At 72.1% G+C, this 15,789-nt stretch carries 16 protein-coding genes and 1 pseudogene; 11 read left to right on the top strand and 6 right to left on the bottom strand.

The genetic code is table 11. The features are described 5' to 3' along the window. Positions 1-55: 55 nt before the first annotated feature. Positions 56-1,489, top strand: coding sequence for a TrkH family potassium uptake protein (locus BM028_RS10115; RefSeq protein WP_071302595.1), 1,434 nt, complete (start codon positions 56-58; stop codon positions 1,487-1,489). Further along, positions 1,482-2,174, top strand: coding sequence for a potassium channel family protein (locus BM028_RS10110; protein WP_175473676.1), 693 nt, complete (start codon positions 1,482-1,484; stop codon positions 2,172-2,174). The genes BM028_RS10115 and BM028_RS10110 overlap by 8 nt, the downstream gene beginning before the upstream one ends. Positions 2,175-2,234: 60 nt before the next feature. Here BM028_RS10110 and BM028_RS10105 read toward each other — a convergent pair whose 3' ends face one another. Beyond that, positions 2,235-2,822, bottom strand: coding sequence for a TetR/AcrR family transcriptional regulator (locus tag BM028_RS10105; protein WP_092386325.1), 588 nt, complete (start codon positions 2,820-2,822; stop codon positions 2,235-2,237). 51 nt (positions 2,823-2,873) lie between these two features. Here BM028_RS10105 and BM028_RS10100 point away from each other — a divergent pair. Beyond that, positions 2,874-4,109, top strand: a pseudogene (locus tag BM028_RS10100) (MFS transporter); the annotation flags it as partial. Between the two features lie 196 nt (positions 4,110-4,305). Here BM028_RS10100 and proC read toward each other — a convergent pair. Next, a complete protein-coding gene (gene proC / locus BM028_RS10095) occupies positions 4,306-5,136 on the bottom strand; it encodes a pyrroline-5-carboxylate reductase (RefSeq protein WP_092386323.1) in 831 nt (276 codons plus the stop codon). 64 nt (positions 5,137-5,200) lie between these two features. Here proC and BM028_RS10090 point away from each other — a divergent pair, with 64 nt between their 5' ends. Beyond that, the gene (locus BM028_RS10090; RefSeq protein ID WP_092386321.1) at positions 5,201-6,157 is read left to right on the top strand and encodes a cation diffusion facilitator family transporter; all 957 of its coding nucleotides are present in this window, start codon (positions 5,201-5,203) and stop codon (positions 6,155-6,157) included. Positions 6,158-6,205: 48 nt separating this feature from the next. Next, positions 6,206-6,583, top strand: a complete 378-nt coding sequence (locus BM028_RS10085) for a hypothetical protein (RefSeq protein ID WP_092386319.1) — start codon at positions 6,206-6,208, stop codon at positions 6,581-6,583. A 10-nt stretch (positions 6,584-6,593) separates the two neighbouring features. Here BM028_RS10085 and BM028_RS10080 read toward each other — a convergent pair whose 3' ends face one another. Next, complete coding sequence (locus tag BM028_RS10080; RefSeq protein ID WP_070419477.1) at positions 6,594-7,025, bottom strand: nucleoside deaminase; 432 nt, start codon at positions 7,023-7,025, stop codon at positions 6,594-6,596. 76 nt (positions 7,026-7,101) lie between these two features. On the opposite strand from BM028_RS10080, the gene upp reads away from it, so the two are divergent. From upp to BM028_RS10055, 5 genes are all read left to right on the top strand, one after another. Beyond that, positions 7,102-7,737, top strand: a complete 636-nt coding sequence (gene upp, locus BM028_RS10075; protein WP_070418346.1) for a uracil phosphoribosyltransferase — start codon at positions 7,102-7,104, stop codon at positions 7,735-7,737. 477 nt (positions 7,738-8,214) lie between these two features. Beyond that, complete coding sequence (locus tag BM028_RS10070; RefSeq protein WP_092386317.1) at positions 8,215-8,985, top strand: winged helix-turn-helix domain-containing protein; 771 nt, start codon at positions 8,215-8,217, stop codon at positions 8,983-8,985. A gap of 282 nt (positions 8,986-9,267) precedes the next feature. After that, on the top strand, positions 9,268-9,780 hold the full coding sequence (locus BM028_RS10065) for a MarR family winged helix-turn-helix transcriptional regulator (RefSeq protein WP_229086351.1): 513 nt from the start codon (positions 9,268-9,270) through the stop codon (positions 9,778-9,780). Then, the gene (locus BM028_RS10060) at positions 9,777-11,126 is read left to right on the top strand and encodes a cryptochrome/photolyase family protein (protein WP_092386315.1); all 1,350 of its coding nucleotides are present in this window, start codon (positions 9,777-9,779) and stop codon (positions 11,124-11,126) included. Before BM028_RS10065 ends, BM028_RS10060 begins: the two co-directional genes overlap by 4 nt. Then, positions 11,123-12,568, top strand: coding sequence for a serine hydrolase domain-containing protein (locus tag BM028_RS10055; protein ID WP_175496047.1), 1,446 nt, complete (start codon positions 11,123-11,125; stop codon positions 12,566-12,568). Before BM028_RS10060 ends, BM028_RS10055 begins: the two co-directional genes overlap by 4 nt. A 51-nt stretch (positions 12,569-12,619) precedes the next feature. Here the strand turns inward: BM028_RS10055 and BM028_RS10050 are convergent, their stop codons facing one another. Next, positions 12,620-13,594 carry a carbohydrate kinase family protein gene (locus BM028_RS10050; protein ID WP_175496046.1) on the bottom strand — a complete coding sequence of 325 codons (975 nt, stop codon included), beginning with the start codon at positions 13,592-13,594 and terminating at the stop codon, positions 12,620-12,622. Between the two features lie 160 nt (positions 13,595-13,754). On the opposite strand from BM028_RS10050, the gene BM028_RS10045 reads away from it, so the two are divergent. Further along, complete coding sequence (locus tag BM028_RS10045; protein WP_139219797.1) at positions 13,755-14,330, top strand: TetR/AcrR family transcriptional regulator; 576 nt, start codon at positions 13,755-13,757, stop codon at positions 14,328-14,330. Positions 14,331-14,430: 100 nt separating this feature from the next. Here BM028_RS10045 and BM028_RS10040 read toward each other — a convergent pair whose 3' ends face one another. Together BM028_RS10040 and BM028_RS10035 are read right to left on the bottom strand one after the other, a co-directional pair. Further along, positions 14,431-15,045: a superoxide dismutase gene (locus BM028_RS10040; protein ID WP_070418340.1), complete on the bottom strand. Its 615-nt coding sequence runs from the start codon at positions 15,043-15,045 to the stop codon at positions 14,431-14,433. A gap of 44 nt (positions 15,046-15,089) precedes the next feature. Next, a complete protein-coding gene (locus BM028_RS10035) occupies positions 15,090-15,599 on the bottom strand; it encodes a flavin reductase family protein (protein WP_070418339.1) in 510 nt (169 codons plus the stop codon). Positions 15,600-15,789: the final 190 nt, after the last annotated feature.

Here is a 15,789-nt window from a genome sequence, read left to right as displayed (position 1 = left end):
GGCGTCACGGATGTACCATGACGAACCGTCCCGCCCATGTCCACGGAGGCATACGATGCTCGACCGACACGAGCCGCCGTCCCGCTCGGCGGGAGCGACCCGTCGACGGCCGTCACGTCTCGGCACCGCCCTCCGCTCGTCGCCGTCCCGCTTGGCGATCGTCGTCTTCGTGGCGCTGATCTTCGTCTTCACGAGCCTGTTCATGACGCCGTGGGCCGCGGCGGACGGACGCTCGACGCACTTCGCGGACGCCCTCTTCACCGCGGCGTCGGTGGTCTGCGTCACCGGGCTCGCCACCGTGGACATGGCGACGCACTGGTCGGTGTTCGGCAAGACCCTCGTGGTGATCGGCACGCAGATCGGGGCCGTGGGCGTCCTGACGTTCGCCTCGATCCTCGGCCTCTTCGTCACCCGGAAGCTCGGACTCCGCGCGAAGCTCATGGCAGCCGGCGACTCGAACCCCCTGCGGACCCACCACGGCGCCGTGCCCGAGGGCCAGGCCGTCCGTCTCGGCGAGGTCGGCACCCTGCTCGCGACGGTCGCGGTGAGCACCCTGTCGATCGAGATCGTCCTCGGGCTCCTCCTGCTGCCGTCCGTCCTCATCGCCGGGATGCCCTTCTGGACGGCGGTCGGGGACTCCTTCTACTACGCGGCGATGGCGTTCACGAACACCGGCTTCGCGCCGAACGCCAGCGGACTCACCCCGTTCGCGCACGACTACTGGTTCCTCTCGCTCCTCATGGTCGGTGTCGTCGCCGGCTCGATCGGCTTCCCGGTGATCCGTGCCCTGACGAAGCAGCTCCGCACGCCCCGCCGCTGGCCGATCCACGTGAAGCTCACGCTCGCGACGAGCGCGGTCCTGCTCGTCGGCGGCGCCGCCGTGTACATCGCGCTCGAGGCATCGAACCCGACCACCTTCGGTGAGGAGGGCGCTGGTCGCACCGCGTTCCAGGCCCTCTTCCTCTCCACGATGACCCGGTCCGGCGGGTTCTCCCTCGTCGACTTCGACCAGCTGAACGGGTCGAGCCTGCTCGTCACGGACATGCTCATGTTCATCGGCGGCGGCTCGGCCTCGACCGCCGGCGGCATCAAGGTCACGACGCTCGCGGTCCTGTTCCTCGCCGCCGTCGCCGAGGCCCGCGGGCGCCAGAGCATGGAGGCGTTCGGCCGGCGGATCCCGAGCGACGTCCTGCGCGTGGCCGTGGCGGTCGTGCTCTGGGGCGCCACCATCGTGGCCGTCGCGACCGTCGTGCTCCTGCAGATCACCCACGAGTCCCTCGACCGCGTGCTGTTCGAGGTCATCTCGGCGTTCGCGACGTGCGGGCTGTCCTCCGGGGTGTCCGCGAACCTGCCCGAGTCCGGCAAGTACGTGCTCGCGGCGACGATGTTCCTGGGCCGTGTCGGTACAGTGACCATCGCCGCTGCACTGGCCGCCAGCCAGAGCCGGCAACTGTTCCGCCGTCCCGAGGAGAGGCCGATCGTTGGCTGACCGCAACCGTCCGCACCCGCTCGGTGCCGTCAGCCACGACGCTCCGGTGCTCGTCATCGGCCTCGGACGGTTCGGCGCCGCCACCGCCGGGCAGCTCGAGCGGCAGGACCGCGAGGTCCTCGTCGTCGACACCGACGCCGGCCTCGTGCAGAAGTGGTCGGACCGCGTCACGCACGCGGTGCAGGCGGACGCGACCGACATCGACGCCCTGCGGCAGATCGGTGCGCAGGACTTCCCGATCGCCGTCGTCGGGACCGGCAGCGACCTCGAGTCGAGCGTGCTCATCACCGCGAACCTCGTCGACCTCGGCATCCCGCAGATCTGGGCGAAGGCGATCAGCCGGTCGCACGGCACGATCCTGTCCCGCATCGGCGCGAACCACGTCGTCTACCCCGAGCGCGAGGCCGGCGAGCGCACCGCACACCTGGTGTCCGGCCGGATGCTCGACTTCATCGAGTTCGACGACGACTTCGCCGTGGTCAAGATGTTCCCGCCGGCGTCGGTCCGCGGCAAGGACCTGGCGACCACGGTGATCCGCACGCGCTTCGGCCTCACCGTGCTCGGCATCAAGACCCCCGGCGAGGCCTTCGTCCCGGCGACGCCGGAGAGCGTGATCGGCCAGAACGACGTCATCATCGTCTCGGGGACCGAGAGCGCCTTGGAACGGTTCGCCGCCCTGGAGTGAGGACGGGACGGACAGGAGGCGCGGGGCGGGCCCGCACCGTCCCTCCAGTCCGTCAGCCGGTCACGTCGCGGACGCGACGCCGTCCCGGAGTGCGCGGAAGAGCCGTTCCAGCCCGGCGCGGTGCGCCGTGACGACGGTGTCGTCGTCCTCCCCCGCGAGGACGGCACGTGCCGTCCCGACGAAGACCGTGGCGTAGCCGGCGACGAAGAGCGCTGCGAGGAGTCGGTCGCCGACGGCGTCCCCGAGCGCGCGCTGCGCCCCCGCCACGAGCTCGAGCGCGCGCGACTGCAGGGCGGACGAGTCGGCGATCGTCCGGAAGAACGCGTGTGCGCCGGGCGCCAGCCCGGAGACCGGCGCGCGCTCGTCGACCAGGCGCAGTGCGAGCGCCTCGAGCGCGTCGAGCGCCTCGTCACGTGGAACGTCCTCGACGGCTGCGACGAACAGCGCGACCGTCTCGGCGGAGCGGTCGAGGAACAGGTCCTCCTTGCGCGGGAAGTGCTTGAAGACCGTGACGCTCGAGACCCCGGCGGCCTTCGCGACCTGCGCGACGGTGACGCCGTCGAAGCCGTGCTCGGCGAACATCCCGGACGCGGTCTCGGCGATCCGCGCACGGGTCTCCGGCCCGCCGCGGGGCGCGCTCCTGGGCATGCGGACTCCTCGCTGATTGACTCACTCAGTTTACTGACTTAACCTAGACGTATGAACGCCGTCCGGTCCCCCCACTCTCCCCGATCCCTGCGCGGATCGCGTGTCGCCCTCGCCGGGCTCGCCGCGGTCTTCCTGTTCGAGATGCTCGACAACTCCGTCCTGAACGTCGCGCTCCCCACGATCGGTCGTGAGCTGCAGGTCGGCGCGACCGGGCTGCAGTGGGTGACGACGGCGTACTCGGTGGTGTTCGGCGGGCTCATGCTCGCTGCGGGTGCCGTCGCGGACCGGTACGGCAGACGCCGGGTGATGCTCGTGGGGCTCGTGCTCCTCGGGCTGGCGAGCCTCGCGACCGCGTTCGTCACCACCGCCGACCAGCTGATCGCCGTCCGGGTCGCCACCGGGATCGCGGCGGCGATGACCACCCCCGGGTCGATGGCCCTCGCGTTCCGGCTCTTCGACGACGACGAGCGGCGGGTCCGGGCGATCACGGTGATCTCCACCGTCGGCCTCGTCGGGCTCGCGGTGGGACCGACGGTGGGCGGACTCGTCCTCGCCGTCGCGCCCTGGCAGGTGCTCCTGCTCGTCAACGTCCCGATCGCCGGACTCGCGTTCGTGGGGATCCGCGTCGGCGTCACCGCGGACGATCCAGCGGGGCTGCACCGGGCTCCCGTGGACTGGACCGGAGCGGCGCTGGGGACCGTGACGATCGTCCTCGCCCTCGTCGCGCCGACGCGGTTCGCCGACGGCGGGCTCGACGACTGGACGGCCTGGGCGGCCACGGCCGTCGCGATCGGCGGCGGCGTCTGGTTCGCCGTGCGACAGCGCCGCGTCGAGCACCCGCTGCTCGACCTCGCGCTCGTCGCCCGGCCGCTGGTCTCGAGCGGCCTCGCGTACAAGGCGGCCACGGGCCTCGCGGTCGCGGGCCTCGGATACCTGGTGACGCTGCACCTGCAGCTCGCCTGGGGGTGGCCGCCGGCCCTCGCCGCGATCGGCATGCTCCCGCAGGTGGCCGTGCTCGTGGCCGGGAGCGCGTTCGTCGGACCGTTCGTCCGGCGCGTCGGCCTCGGGCACGCCGCCTGGTCGAGTGCGGCCGCCGTCGTCGTCGGGCTCGCGGTGTACACGCTGCTCGGGCCGCTCGGCTACGGGTGGATCGCCCTGGCGCTCGTGCTCGTCGCCGCCGGCATGCGGGTCGTGGGGGTGGTCGCCGGCACGAACGTCCTGCGCGGGCTGCCGGAGGACCGCACGACGATCGGTGCCGCCCTCGTCGATACCTCCTCCGAGGTGGCCTCGGCCGTCGGGGTGGCGATCGCCGGCACGGTGCTCGGTGCCGTGTTCACCGGGTCGCTCACCGCGACGCCGTGGACCCACGCCCAGGGGGTGGCGTTCGACCACGCGGTGACGATCGGCGGGTCGGTGCTCACCGTGCTCGCCGGGGTGCTCGTCGTCTGGGCGATGGTCCGGGCCGGACGTGCCCGACCGACCGCTAGCCCTTCGCCAGCTCCTCGGCGCGGGCGATCGCCGCGCGGGACGCCCGCTCGAACGTCCCCGCGAGATCGGCGTCCTGCAGCACCGCGACGGCGCGCTCGGTGGTCCCCTTCGGGCTCGTGACGGCCCTCCGCAGGTCGGTGGGCTCCCTGCCGGAGGCGGCGAGCAGTTCGACGGCACCGCGGAGCGTGCCCTGCACCATCGCCTCGGCCTGGTCGTGAGAGAACCCGAGCGACTCGGCGGCCTGCTGCCACTGCTCCACGAGGAGGAAGACGTAGGCGGGCCCGGAGCCCGAGACGGCGGAGAGCGCGTCGAGCTGGGACTCCGGCACCTCGATCACGACACCGGACGCGTCGAACACCGACGACGCGAGCGCGACGGCGTCGGCGTCCGCGGAGGCACCGGCGCTGATCCCGGTCACCCCGTGCCCGACGCCGATCGGCGTGTTCGGGAGCGCTCGGACGACCCGGACACCGGTCGGCACCTTCGCCTCCATGCTCGCGGTCGTCGTCCCCACGGCGACGCTCACGACGACGGTCCCCGGCTCGAGGTCCGCCGAGACCTCGTCGAGCAGGTCACCGATCGCGTAGGGCTTCACCCCGAGCACGACGAGCGACGCGCCGCGCACCGCTGCCCGGTTCGCGTCGGGGTCGGTGTCGGTGGCGGTGGCGTCCAGGCCACGCTCCCGGTGTGCCGCGGCGGACTGCTCCGACTTCGTCGTCAGGGTCACGGTGGCCCGGTCGAGACCGGCGGCGAGCAGGCCGTCGAGGACCGCGCCGGACATGGAGCCGACGCCGAGCAGGGCGGTGCGGGGCAGTTCGATCGTCATGCCCCAGACCCTACCGAGCGCCCTCGCCTAGGATCGTCCAACAGATCGGGAGAAGGGGACAGCTGTGAGCGCTTCTGGAGGCACGAGGGCGATCCTCGCCGCACTCGGTGCGAACGTCGGGATCGCGATCGTGAAGTTCATCGCCGCGGCGATCAGCGGTTCCGCGTCGATGCTGGCCGAGGGCGTCCACTCCCTCGCCGACTCCGCCAACCAGCTCCTCCTGCTCCTCGGCGGCCGTCGTGCCCGGCGTGCCGCCGACGAAGAGCACCCGTTCGGCTACGGGCGTGAGCGCTACGTGTACGCGTTCGTCGTGTCGATCATCCTGTTCTCGGTCGGCGGGGTGTTCTCCCTCTACGAGGGCATCGAGAAGCTCACCCACCCGCACCCGCTCGAGAACTGGTGGCTGCCGCTCGTGGTGCTCGTCATCGCGATCGGGCTCGAGGGCTTCTCCCTCCGCACCGCACTGCAGGAAGCACGACCGCAGAAGGGCCGGCAGAGCTGGGTGCAGTTCGTCCGCCGCGCCAAGGCCCCGGAGCTCCCCGTCGTGATGCTCGAGGACACCGCGGCACTGCTCGGCCTCGTCTTCGCCCTGTTCGGCGTCGGCCTCACCGCGATCACGGGCAACGGCGTGTTCGACGCGATCGGCACGATCTGCATCGCCGCGCTGCTCATCGCCGTGGCGGTCGTGCTCGGCATCGAGACGAAGAGCCTCCTCGTCGGCGAGGGTGCCACCGCGGCCGACGTCGAGCGCATCAAGCAGGCGGTGCTCGACGGTCCCGAGGTCGACTCGATCATCCACATCAAGACCCTGTACCTCGGCCCCGACGAGCTCATGGTCGGCGTGAAGGTCGCGGTGGACGGCGACCGACGGCTCGGCGACGTCGCCGCCGGCATCGACACGGTCGAGCACCGGGTGCGCCAGGCGGTGCCGATCGCACGCGTGATCTACGTCGAACCCGACGTGCTCCGGACGGGCCCCCGCCCGCCGACCGAGGCGATCGTGATCCGCGCCGCAGACTAAGGGGAACCTTGCTGGCGAGCGCCGTGGCCGGTCATCCACGATGGTCACATGTCGGCGCTCTTCAGCATCCTGCTCGTCCTCCACTTCCTCGGTCTCGCTGCCGTCATCGGTGCCTTCCTGGTGCAGGTCCGCCGCAAGGGCGGCTTCCAGACCTCCTGGCCGATCACCGGTCTCGTCGTGCAGCTCGTCACGGGCCTCGGGATGATGGGGATCATCGACGCGACGCAGGACGGCGGCGCGAACCACGTCAAGCTCGGCGTGAAGCTCGTCGTCGCGGCGGTCGCACTCGTGCTGGCGCTCGTCGCCCGGGCGCGTCAGAAGCGGGCGGACGCCGGCACCGCGACGGCGAAGGCCGCCCTGCCGTTCTTCCACTCGGCCGGGGCGCTCGCGATCGTCAACGTGTTCGTCGCGGTCCTCTGGAAGTGACGCCCACAGGTCAGCGACGCTCGGCGAAGAACGCGTCGAGCAGCGCGGCGCACTCCCCCTCGAGCACTCCGCCGATCACCTCGGACCGGTGCGGCAGCCGGCGGTCCCGCGCGACGTCGTAGACGCTCCCGCTCGCGCCGGCCTTCGGGTCCCACGCGCCGAACACGATCCGCGGCACCCGGGCCGCCATGACCGCACCGGCGCACATCGGGCACGGCTCGAGCGTCACCACCAGGGTGTGCTCCTCGAGGTGCCAGTCGCCGATCGCCGCCGCGGCCGCCCGGAGCGCGAGGACCTCGGCGTGCGCCGTGGGGTCCTGTCGCGCCTCGCGCTCGTTCCGTCCCACGGCGATGACCGCGCCGTCCCGGTCGAGGACGACCGCCCCCACCGGGACGTCGCCGGTCGCGAGGCACGCGCGGGCCTCGTCGAGCGCGCGTTCCATCGCGGGGACGAACGGGCGGGCGGCGGGTGCTTCCACGGAACCTCCTGGCGGTCGGCAGCACGGTAGGCTCGACCCTATGCGAGTCCACGTCGCCGACCACCCGCTCATCACCCACAAGCTCTCGGTGCTCCGCGACCGTACGACGCCGTCCCCCACGTTCCGCGCCCTCACCGAGGAGCTCGTCACGCTCCTCGCGTACGAGGCGACGCGCAACGTCCGGGTCACCGCGACGCCGATCGACACCCCGGTGGCACACACCATGGGCGTCTCGATCGCGAAGCCGCGCCCGCTCGTCGTGCCGATCCTGCGTGCCGGGCTCGGCATGCTCGAAGGCATGGTCAAGCTCGTCCCGACGGCCGAGGTCGGCTTCCTCGGCATGGCGCGCAACGAGGAGACCCTCGAGCCGCAGACCTACGCCGAGCGCCTGCCCGACGACCTCTCCGGCCGGCAGTGCTTCGTCCTCGACCCGATGCTCGCGACGGGCGGCACCCTCGCGGCCGCGATCGACTTCCTGTTCGACCGCGGTGCGGAAGAGGTCACGTGCGTCTGCATCCTCGGCGCGCCCGAGGGACTCGCCGCGGTCGAGGCCGCCGTCGGCGACCGCAACGTCTCGATCGTGCTCGGCGCGCTCGACGAGAAGCTCGACGAGAACGGCTACATCGTTCCGGGCCTCGGCGACGCGGGCGACCGCCTCTACGGTCTCGCCGAGTAGACGCGACCACGTTCCGCCAGGAGGCGCGGTGCCGGCTGGCACCGCGCCTCCTGTCCGTCTTCCCCGTGCGTTCGCAGAACGCACCGTCCGTGCGGACGGTTGACACGACGTTGGTATCCCACCGATACTCGTCCCATGACTGCAACCGTGTCCACCCGCGTCCTCTCCGAGGCCCAGGGGACCGCCGGCATGATGATGCCGGCCACGGCCGTCATGCGTTGTCGAATGTGTGCCTGATCGGCACCCGTTCCAGCCGGATCCCCCGCGACACCACCCCCGTCGCGCGAGCGTGATCCCCGGGTGACGACCACGTCGACGACGCGCACCACGTCACGAGGTCTGTCCCCCGTACCCCCGGGTCGGCCCCGGTCCGCAGCAGGACCGCAGGGCCCACGGCACTCGCCGTACCCGGACCGACGCATTCGACACGGCCGCGGCACACCTCGACACCGCAGCCACATCGCCCGGAGAACCGCCATGTCGCTCACCATCGCTCAGCCCCGCACCGCCCTCCGCACCGCCGCACCCGCGCCGACCGACCTCGGCACCGTGACCCCGATCCGTCCGCGTCGCGAGCCCGTCGCCCCGCCCGTCGCCAGCGGCGTGCCGACCAGCCCGGTCGTCGCCCCGCAGCGCAACCGTGCCCTGCCCGAGGGCACCGAGGCACGCGGCTTCGCCCTCTACGTCGGCATCGACGAGGCGAAGGCAGCGGCGGCGGGCACGACCCTCGCTGCGGTCGTCGAGCAGCTCAAGGCCCTGACCGCGCAGCTCGTCCCGACCTCGGAGACGTACGCCGCCGTGGCCGTCGCCGCCGAGGGCTCCGGCGGCCGTGACGTCGACGTCGTCCGGCTCGCCCTGCAGGACCGCTCCGCCGTGGCCGCGCGCAAGCAGGCAGAGAAGCCCGAGCCGGAGGAGACCGGGGTCGTCATCGACATCTCCCGGAAGCGCGTCACGCTCGACGGCGAAGCCGCTCCCCTGACGTACAAGGAGTTCGAGCTCCTGCAGTTCCTCGTCCTCCGCGAGGGCCAGACCGTCGACCGCTCGGCGATCATCGACGGCCTGTGGTCGGACGGCGAGGACGAGACCCCGAACGAGCGCACGATCGACGTCCACGTCCGTCGCCTCCGCTCGAAGCTCGGCGCCTTCGAGGAGATCGTCCGCACCGTGCGCGGTGTCGGCTACCGCTTCGACCGCCACGCGGACGTCGCCGTGCGCTACGCCTCCACGCCGTCGCCGGACCTCTTCTGATCCTGATCGGTCGTTCTTGGTGAACTCGCAGCGAACGACGGCCGCGTCCGGTAGCGCGCCGTTACCCGTTCGTTATACAGTCGTGCGTGCAGACGGTGTTTGCTGTGGCACCGCCTGTGGAATGTGATTGCAGGACACTCTTGGTGCAAGGGAGAGGGCCGGTCATCCCCGTGATGACCGGCCCTCGTTGCGTCCCGGGGGACACGGCTGCGCGTCAGCAGCATCGCGTGTCCGAGGCCGTCGGTAGTGTGGCATGACCGTACGACCAGAGGGAGCGCGACCGTGAACGAGCCACGCCGCAGCGAGAAGGCGACCGCCGTCGCTGCCTGGGAAGCGCTCTTCCGCGCCCAGGTCACGGTGATGCGCGCGCTCAACGCCGACTTCCCGGGCGGCGAGATCTCGTTCAACGAGTACGACGTCTGCTTCAACCTCTCCACGCAGCCCGGCCGCCGCTGCCGGATGCGCGAACTGACCGGCCACCTGCTCCTGACGCAGCCGAGCGTCAGCCGCCTGGTCGACCGGCTCACCGCGCGCGGCATCGTCGAGAAGCAGCCGGACCCCACCGACGCCCGGGGCGTCATCGTGGCCCTCACCGCGCACGGCTTCGACGTGTACCGCGCCGTCGCCGTCCAGCACGCGCAGACCATCGCCGACCAGGTCGGTGCCGGCCTCGACGACGCCGAGCTGCGCACGCTCACCGAACTCTGCACGAAGCTCCGGACCGCGGCGGGTGCGGCCTCACCCCGACGTGGCGCGACCCGGGCGGCGTCCGACGTCGACGCGGCAGCGGTGTGACCGGCGCCCTGGTCTGGCTCCGCGACGACCTCCGTCTCGCGGACAACCCGGCACTCCGAGCAGCGATCGACCACGGCGGCGACGTCACGGTCGCGTACGTCCTCGACGAGCAGTCCCCCGGCATCCGCCCGATCGGGGCTGCGGCACGGTGGTGGCTGCACCACTCGCTCGCCGCGCTCGACGGTGAACTCCGCGAGCGCGGGTCCCGACTGGTCCTCCGCCGCGGGCCCGCTGCCGAGGCCGTCGACGCGCTCGTGTCCGACACCGGCGCCGACGCGGTGTTCTGGAACCGCCGGTACGGCCGAGCCGAGCGGGACCTCGACGCCGGCATCAAGTCGACCCTCACCGACGGCGGGACCGAGGCGCACAGCTTCGCCGCGAGCCTGCTCTGGGAACCGTGGACCGTCCTCACCGGGCAGGGCGAGCCGTACAAGGTGTTCACGCCGTTCTGGCGTGCCGCCCAGGCGATGCCCGAGCCCCGCCACCCGCTGCCCAAGCCGCGTGACCTCCCCGCGGCGCCCCGGGTCGCGAGCGACGACCTCGACGACTGGGACCTGCTGCCGACGCACCCCGACTGGGCCGGCGGTCTCCGGGACGCCTGGGAACCCGGCGAGCAGGGCGCGCACCGGCGGCTTGAACACTTCGTGCACCACGCGCTCGAGGACTACGACCAGCGCGACGAACCCGCGATGGCCGCCACGAGCGACCTCTCCCCGCACCTGCGGTGGGGCGAGGTCAGTCCGTACCAGGTCTGGCATCGCCTGCACGGCCAGCTCGAGCCCGAGCAGCGCAAGAACGCCTCGGCGTTCCTCCGGCAGCTGGCCTGGCGCGAGTTCAACTGGAACGAGTACTTCCACTGCGAGGACATCACCACGGTGAACGTCCGGCGCGAGTTCGACGCCTTCCCCTGGCTCGACGTCCCGGACGCCGAGATCGACCGCTGGCGGACCGGGACGACCGGGTTCGACCTCGTCGACGCGGGCATGCGGGAGCTCTGGCACTCGGGTGCGATGCACAACCGGGTCCGGCTCGCGACGGCCAGCTTCCTCGTGAAGAACATGCTCGTCGACTGGCGCGTGGGCGAGCAGTGGTTCTGGGACACCCTCGTCGACGCCGACTCCGCCAACAACGCGGCGAACTGGCAGTGGGTCGCCGGCTCCGGGTTCGACGCGGCGCCGTACTTCCGGGTGTTCAACCCGGACCGGCAGCTCGAGCGGTTCGACCCGCACCGCGAGTACGTGCACCGCTGGGTCCCCGCCGACGAAGACCGTCCGGAGCCCATGCTCGACCTCAAGGAGACCCGGCAGCGGGCACTCGACGCGTACGACCGGATGCGCCGGTCGTGAGCGGCATCGATCCGCAGGTGATCGCGGACGTCGACGCGCTGTTCCGCGAACGAGTCGAACGCGGCGTCGCTCCGAGCAGCGTCTGGGGCGTGTTCGACCGCACCGGGCTCGTCGCCTCGGGCGGGCACGGCGACCGCGGCGACGGCATCGCTCCCGACGCCGACACCGTGTACCGGATCGCCTCCTGCACGAAGAGCGCGACGGCGGCCACCCTGCTCGCCCTCGTCGCGGACGACCGTGTCCGGCTGGACGCCCCGATCACGGACTTCGTGCCCGCCTTCGCGGACGTCGTACTGCCCACCGCCGACTCCCCCGTGCCGACGCTCCGCATGCTCCTCACCATGGCCGGCGGCTTCCCGACCGACGATCCGTGGGCCGACCGGCAGGAATCGATCTCGGACGCCGAGCTCGACGACGTCCTGCGCGCCGGGCTCCTGTTCGACTCGGTCCCGGGGACCCGGTTCGCCTACTCGAACACCGGGTACGCGTTGCTCGGCCGGGCGATCGCCGTCGTGGCCGGTCGTCCCTTCCCCGAGGTCGCGACCGAACTCGTCCTCGGCCCCCTCGGCCTGCGCGACACCGTCTTCCGCGCCGACGACGCCCGCGGTCACGTGGTCACGGGCGTGCGTCCCGCCGCTGACGGGGCGGGCGTCGGCACGTGGGAGCCGCTGCCGATGTCGGGCCCCGGCGCGTTCTCGTCGATCGGCGGGCTCTTCTCGACGGTCACCGACCTCGCCCGCTGGGGTCGGCACCTCGCGTCGGCGTTCACCGAGACGCCCGAGCCCGGACCGGTCTCCCCGGCCGACCGCCGACTCATGCAGCAGGCGATGCGGGTCGTGCCCGCAGCGGTGGTGCCGACCTCGAGTCGCCCGACGGCGTACGGCTTCGGGCTCTTCGTCGAGCAGGACCCGGCGTTCGGCGAGCTCGTCTCGCACTCCGGCGGGTACCCGGGGTTCTCGGCGCACATGCGGTGGTCGGTCCGGGACGGCCTCGGCGTCGTCGCCTTCGAGAACGCCACGCAGGCGAAGGTCTCGGCGGCGGCGGACCGGGCGCTCGACCTCGTGCTGACCGCCCGCGCGACCGCCGCGGCGGACCGTGCACCCGGCACCGGGCCGACCGTGGACGCGACGCGGGCGGCGCAGGCTGCCGTGACGCGCCTCCTGGCCCACTGGGACGACGACCTCGCCGATGCGATCTGCACGCCGAACGTGGCGATGGACGTGCCCTACGAACGACGCCGCCGGGCCGTCGCGGAGGCGGTGGCGGCCGTCGGTGCCGACCTCGGGGCGGAACCGGTGGCCGACGAGTCCCAGGCCCCGTCGCACCTGCGCTGGTGGCTGCCGGGGACGGCCGGTCGGCTGCGCGTCGAGATCCGGTTGGCGCCGCTCGCAGCCGGCCTCGTGCAGACCCTGGTGGTCCGGGCCGAACCCAGCGAGCGCTGACCCCGCGACCGGTGGTCCGGGCCGAGCCCAGCGAGCGCTGACGCGCGGGCGTCAGACCGGCGGACGCCCTCCCACGAACCCGAGCGCCCGCGCCGCGACCCGCGTGCCCTCGCGCGCAGCCGCCGCGACCCGCACCGGATCGGTCGCCCACGCACGGAGGAACCCCGCCGCGAACGCGTCCCCGGCGCCGAGCGTGTCCACCACCGTCGCAGGCGTGATCGGCACCCGCTGCGGCGTCCGACCTCGCCGCCCGAGCAGGACGCCCTCGGTCCCCATGGTCACCACGACCAGGGGCACGCGGTCGGCGAGCGACTCGATCGCCTCCGTGACGGTGGGCGCTCCGGTCAGCGCGCGTGCCTCGTCCTCGCTCGGGAAGAGGGCATCGAGGCCGGAGAGCGCCTCGAGGAACTCCGACGCACCGACCGCACGCACCACCGCGGCGGACGAGGGGTCGAGGGACACCCGTGCGGAACCGGACCGGGCCTGGGCGACGAGTGCCGCGATGCGGTCCGGACCGCCTCCGCCGAGCATCGCCGAGCCGGTCAGGTGCACGATGTCCGCACGCGCCACGAGGTCGACCGGCAGGTCCTCCGCCGACAGCACCCCGCTCGCTGCGGGATCGGACATCGCGGTCCGACCGTTCCCGTTCCGCACGGACACGACGGCGCCGGTCGCGGTCCGGGCGTCGTAGCGGATGTGCGCCCGGACGCCGGCGTCGGCGAGCGATCGCTCGTGCCGGTAGACGTCGTCCACGCCGACCCGACCCACCAGGTCCACGTCGGCGCCGAGCCAGCCGAGCCACGTCGCGGTGTTGCCTGCGGCGCCGACCGGTCGGTGCCGGATGACAGCGGCCGGGTCGTGTGCACCCATGCTCGCGGCCGTGGTGTGCACGAGCACCCCGTCCAGGACGTCGCCGACGACGAGGAAGCGCTTCCCCGCCCCGCGACGGCGCCCGGCGACCGCCCGCCCGGCACGGGGTGCCTCGGGGCGCGACGGGGCCACAGGGCGCTCTGGAGGCATGGACATCGGCCCCATCCTACGTGGAATCGAGTAAAACTCCGCTTCTCGCCACAAATCCCTTGCACCCGTTATGGATTCCCGGCTGTTTCCCGGCGACCGGCAGTAATATACTCTGTGATCGTATGTGAACGGTCGCGTACTGCCCATCACGCTCGTTGGAGACGCCATGCCCCGCAAGCCCGACCCGACACTCAAGCCGGCGATCATCGCGAAGGTGGCCGAGCACCTGCAGGACACCAAGCTCGAGGACGTCTCCGTCCGCAGCCTCGGCCGGGTGCTCGGGACGAGCGCGTACCCGATCGTGTACCACTTCGGCACGCGCGAAGCCCTGATCGACGCCGTGGTGGACCACCTGGCGGAATCGGTCTCCGACGTCACGCTCGACCCCGGCGCCGACGACCTCGGGCTGACCGACTACCTCGTCGCGGTGTTCGGCGGGCTCGACGACCCCGAGCGCTCCCTCGCCGCCCGGCTCACCTTCGAGCTCGGATCGGTCGAGTCGCTCGACGGCCGTGATCGCGAGCGCACCTTCCACCGCGCGCAGGTGAGCGCGATCGCCGCCTGGTGCGTCGAACACGGCTACGGCGCGGTGGACGCCGAACGGGCGGCCCGCGGTGCCGTCCTCGCAGCTCGGGGCGTGCAGTGGGGCACGATCGTCGACCGCGAGCGGGCGACGCCCGACGCCGCGCTGCGCGCGATCGCGCACAAGCTGGTCGCCGGGGCCCACTTCCAGTCGGCCTGAGCGGTCGACGCGCACCGACGAACGACGGGAGGCGCGGTGCCAGCCGGCACCGCGCCTCCCGTCGTTCACCGGGTCACCACCGTGACCCGCTGCGCCCGTCTCAGAGGGTGACGAAGCTCTGCGACTTCGCGTTCGCGAAACGCGCGGCGACGTTCTCCCAGTCGACGATGTTCCACACGGCCTTGACGTAGTCCGCCTTGACGTTGAGGTAGTCGAGGTAGAAGGCGTGCTCCCACATGTCGAGCATGAAGATCGGCACGAGACCGAACGGCACGTTGGCCTGCTGGTCGAACAGCTGGAACGTGGTCAGCTTCTGGCCGACGGTGTCCCAGGCGAGGACGGACCAGCCGGAGCCCTGGATGCCCGTGGCAACGGCGGTGAACTGGGCCTGGAACTTCTCGAACGAGCCGAAGAACTCGTCGATCGCCGCGGCGAGCTCGCCCTCGGGGACCTTCGTGTCCGGGCCGAGGTTGGTCCAGAAGATCGAGTGGTTGACGTGGCCACCGAGGTTGAACGCGAGGTCCTTCTCGAGCTTGTTGACGTTCGCCAGGTTGCCGGACTCACGGGCCTCGGCGAGCTGCTCGAGCGCGGTGTTCGCACCCGTCACGTAGGTCTGGTGGTGCTTGTCGTGGTGCAGCTGCATGATCTTGCCGCTGATGTGCGGCTCGAGTGCGGCGTAGTCGTACGGCAGCTCCGGCAGGGTGTACTCAGCCATGTGAGTTCCTTTCGATCAGTGGTGTGCGGATGGTGCTCCGCGGCTCACGAGAGCCGGGAACGATCGGTGAGGGAGTGGAATTCCCGGTTGTGGTAGACCAGCGGCTCGCCCCGCTCGAGGCCGACGACGATGTCGAGGACCTCGGCGACGACGACGGTCGACGAGCCGATCGGCGTGGTCGAGAGGGGCCGGCAACGCAGGGCGCTCGCGGCACTCGGCAGGTAACGGTCACCCGACGGCAGGGTGCCCCAGATCGGGTCGTCCGCCGCGGGGCTGCCGGTGGAGGCGAAGCGACGGGCGAGTGCGACGCCGAGCGAGTCGACGAGGTGCACCACGAAGATCGGGGCGCCGAGCACGACCCCGGCGGACCCGGAGTTCGTGGACAGCGAGAACACGAGCACGGGCGGGTCGATCGCCACGCTCGCGACGCTCGATGCGGTGAGGCCGGTCGGACCGTCGGGGCCTTCGGCGGTGATGACGGCGACACCGGCCGGGTGTCCACGGAAGGCGGCCTTGTAGGCGTCCGCGATGTTCGCCGGTGCTGCGTCGGGCATGGGAGTCGTGGTCGTTCCTTCGATGGGGAGGGCCGCGGCTCCGCGGCCATGTCCCAACGTATGACCTGAACCATGGTTGAGGTCAACGATTCCCAGGTTCGGTCGATCCCGGGCGTGCCGTGTGACCCCGTGTGACGCGGGGTGCGGCGGTGCGGGCCCGACTTCGTGAGCAGAAATGGTCGGGTCGCTC

The sequence above is a fragment of the Curtobacterium sp. YR515 genome, from assembly GCF_900113095.1.
Classification (GTDB): domain Bacteria; phylum Actinomycetota; class Actinomycetes; order Actinomycetales; family Microbacteriaceae; genus Curtobacterium.
This window is presented reverse-complemented; position numbering and strand designations above follow the sequence as displayed.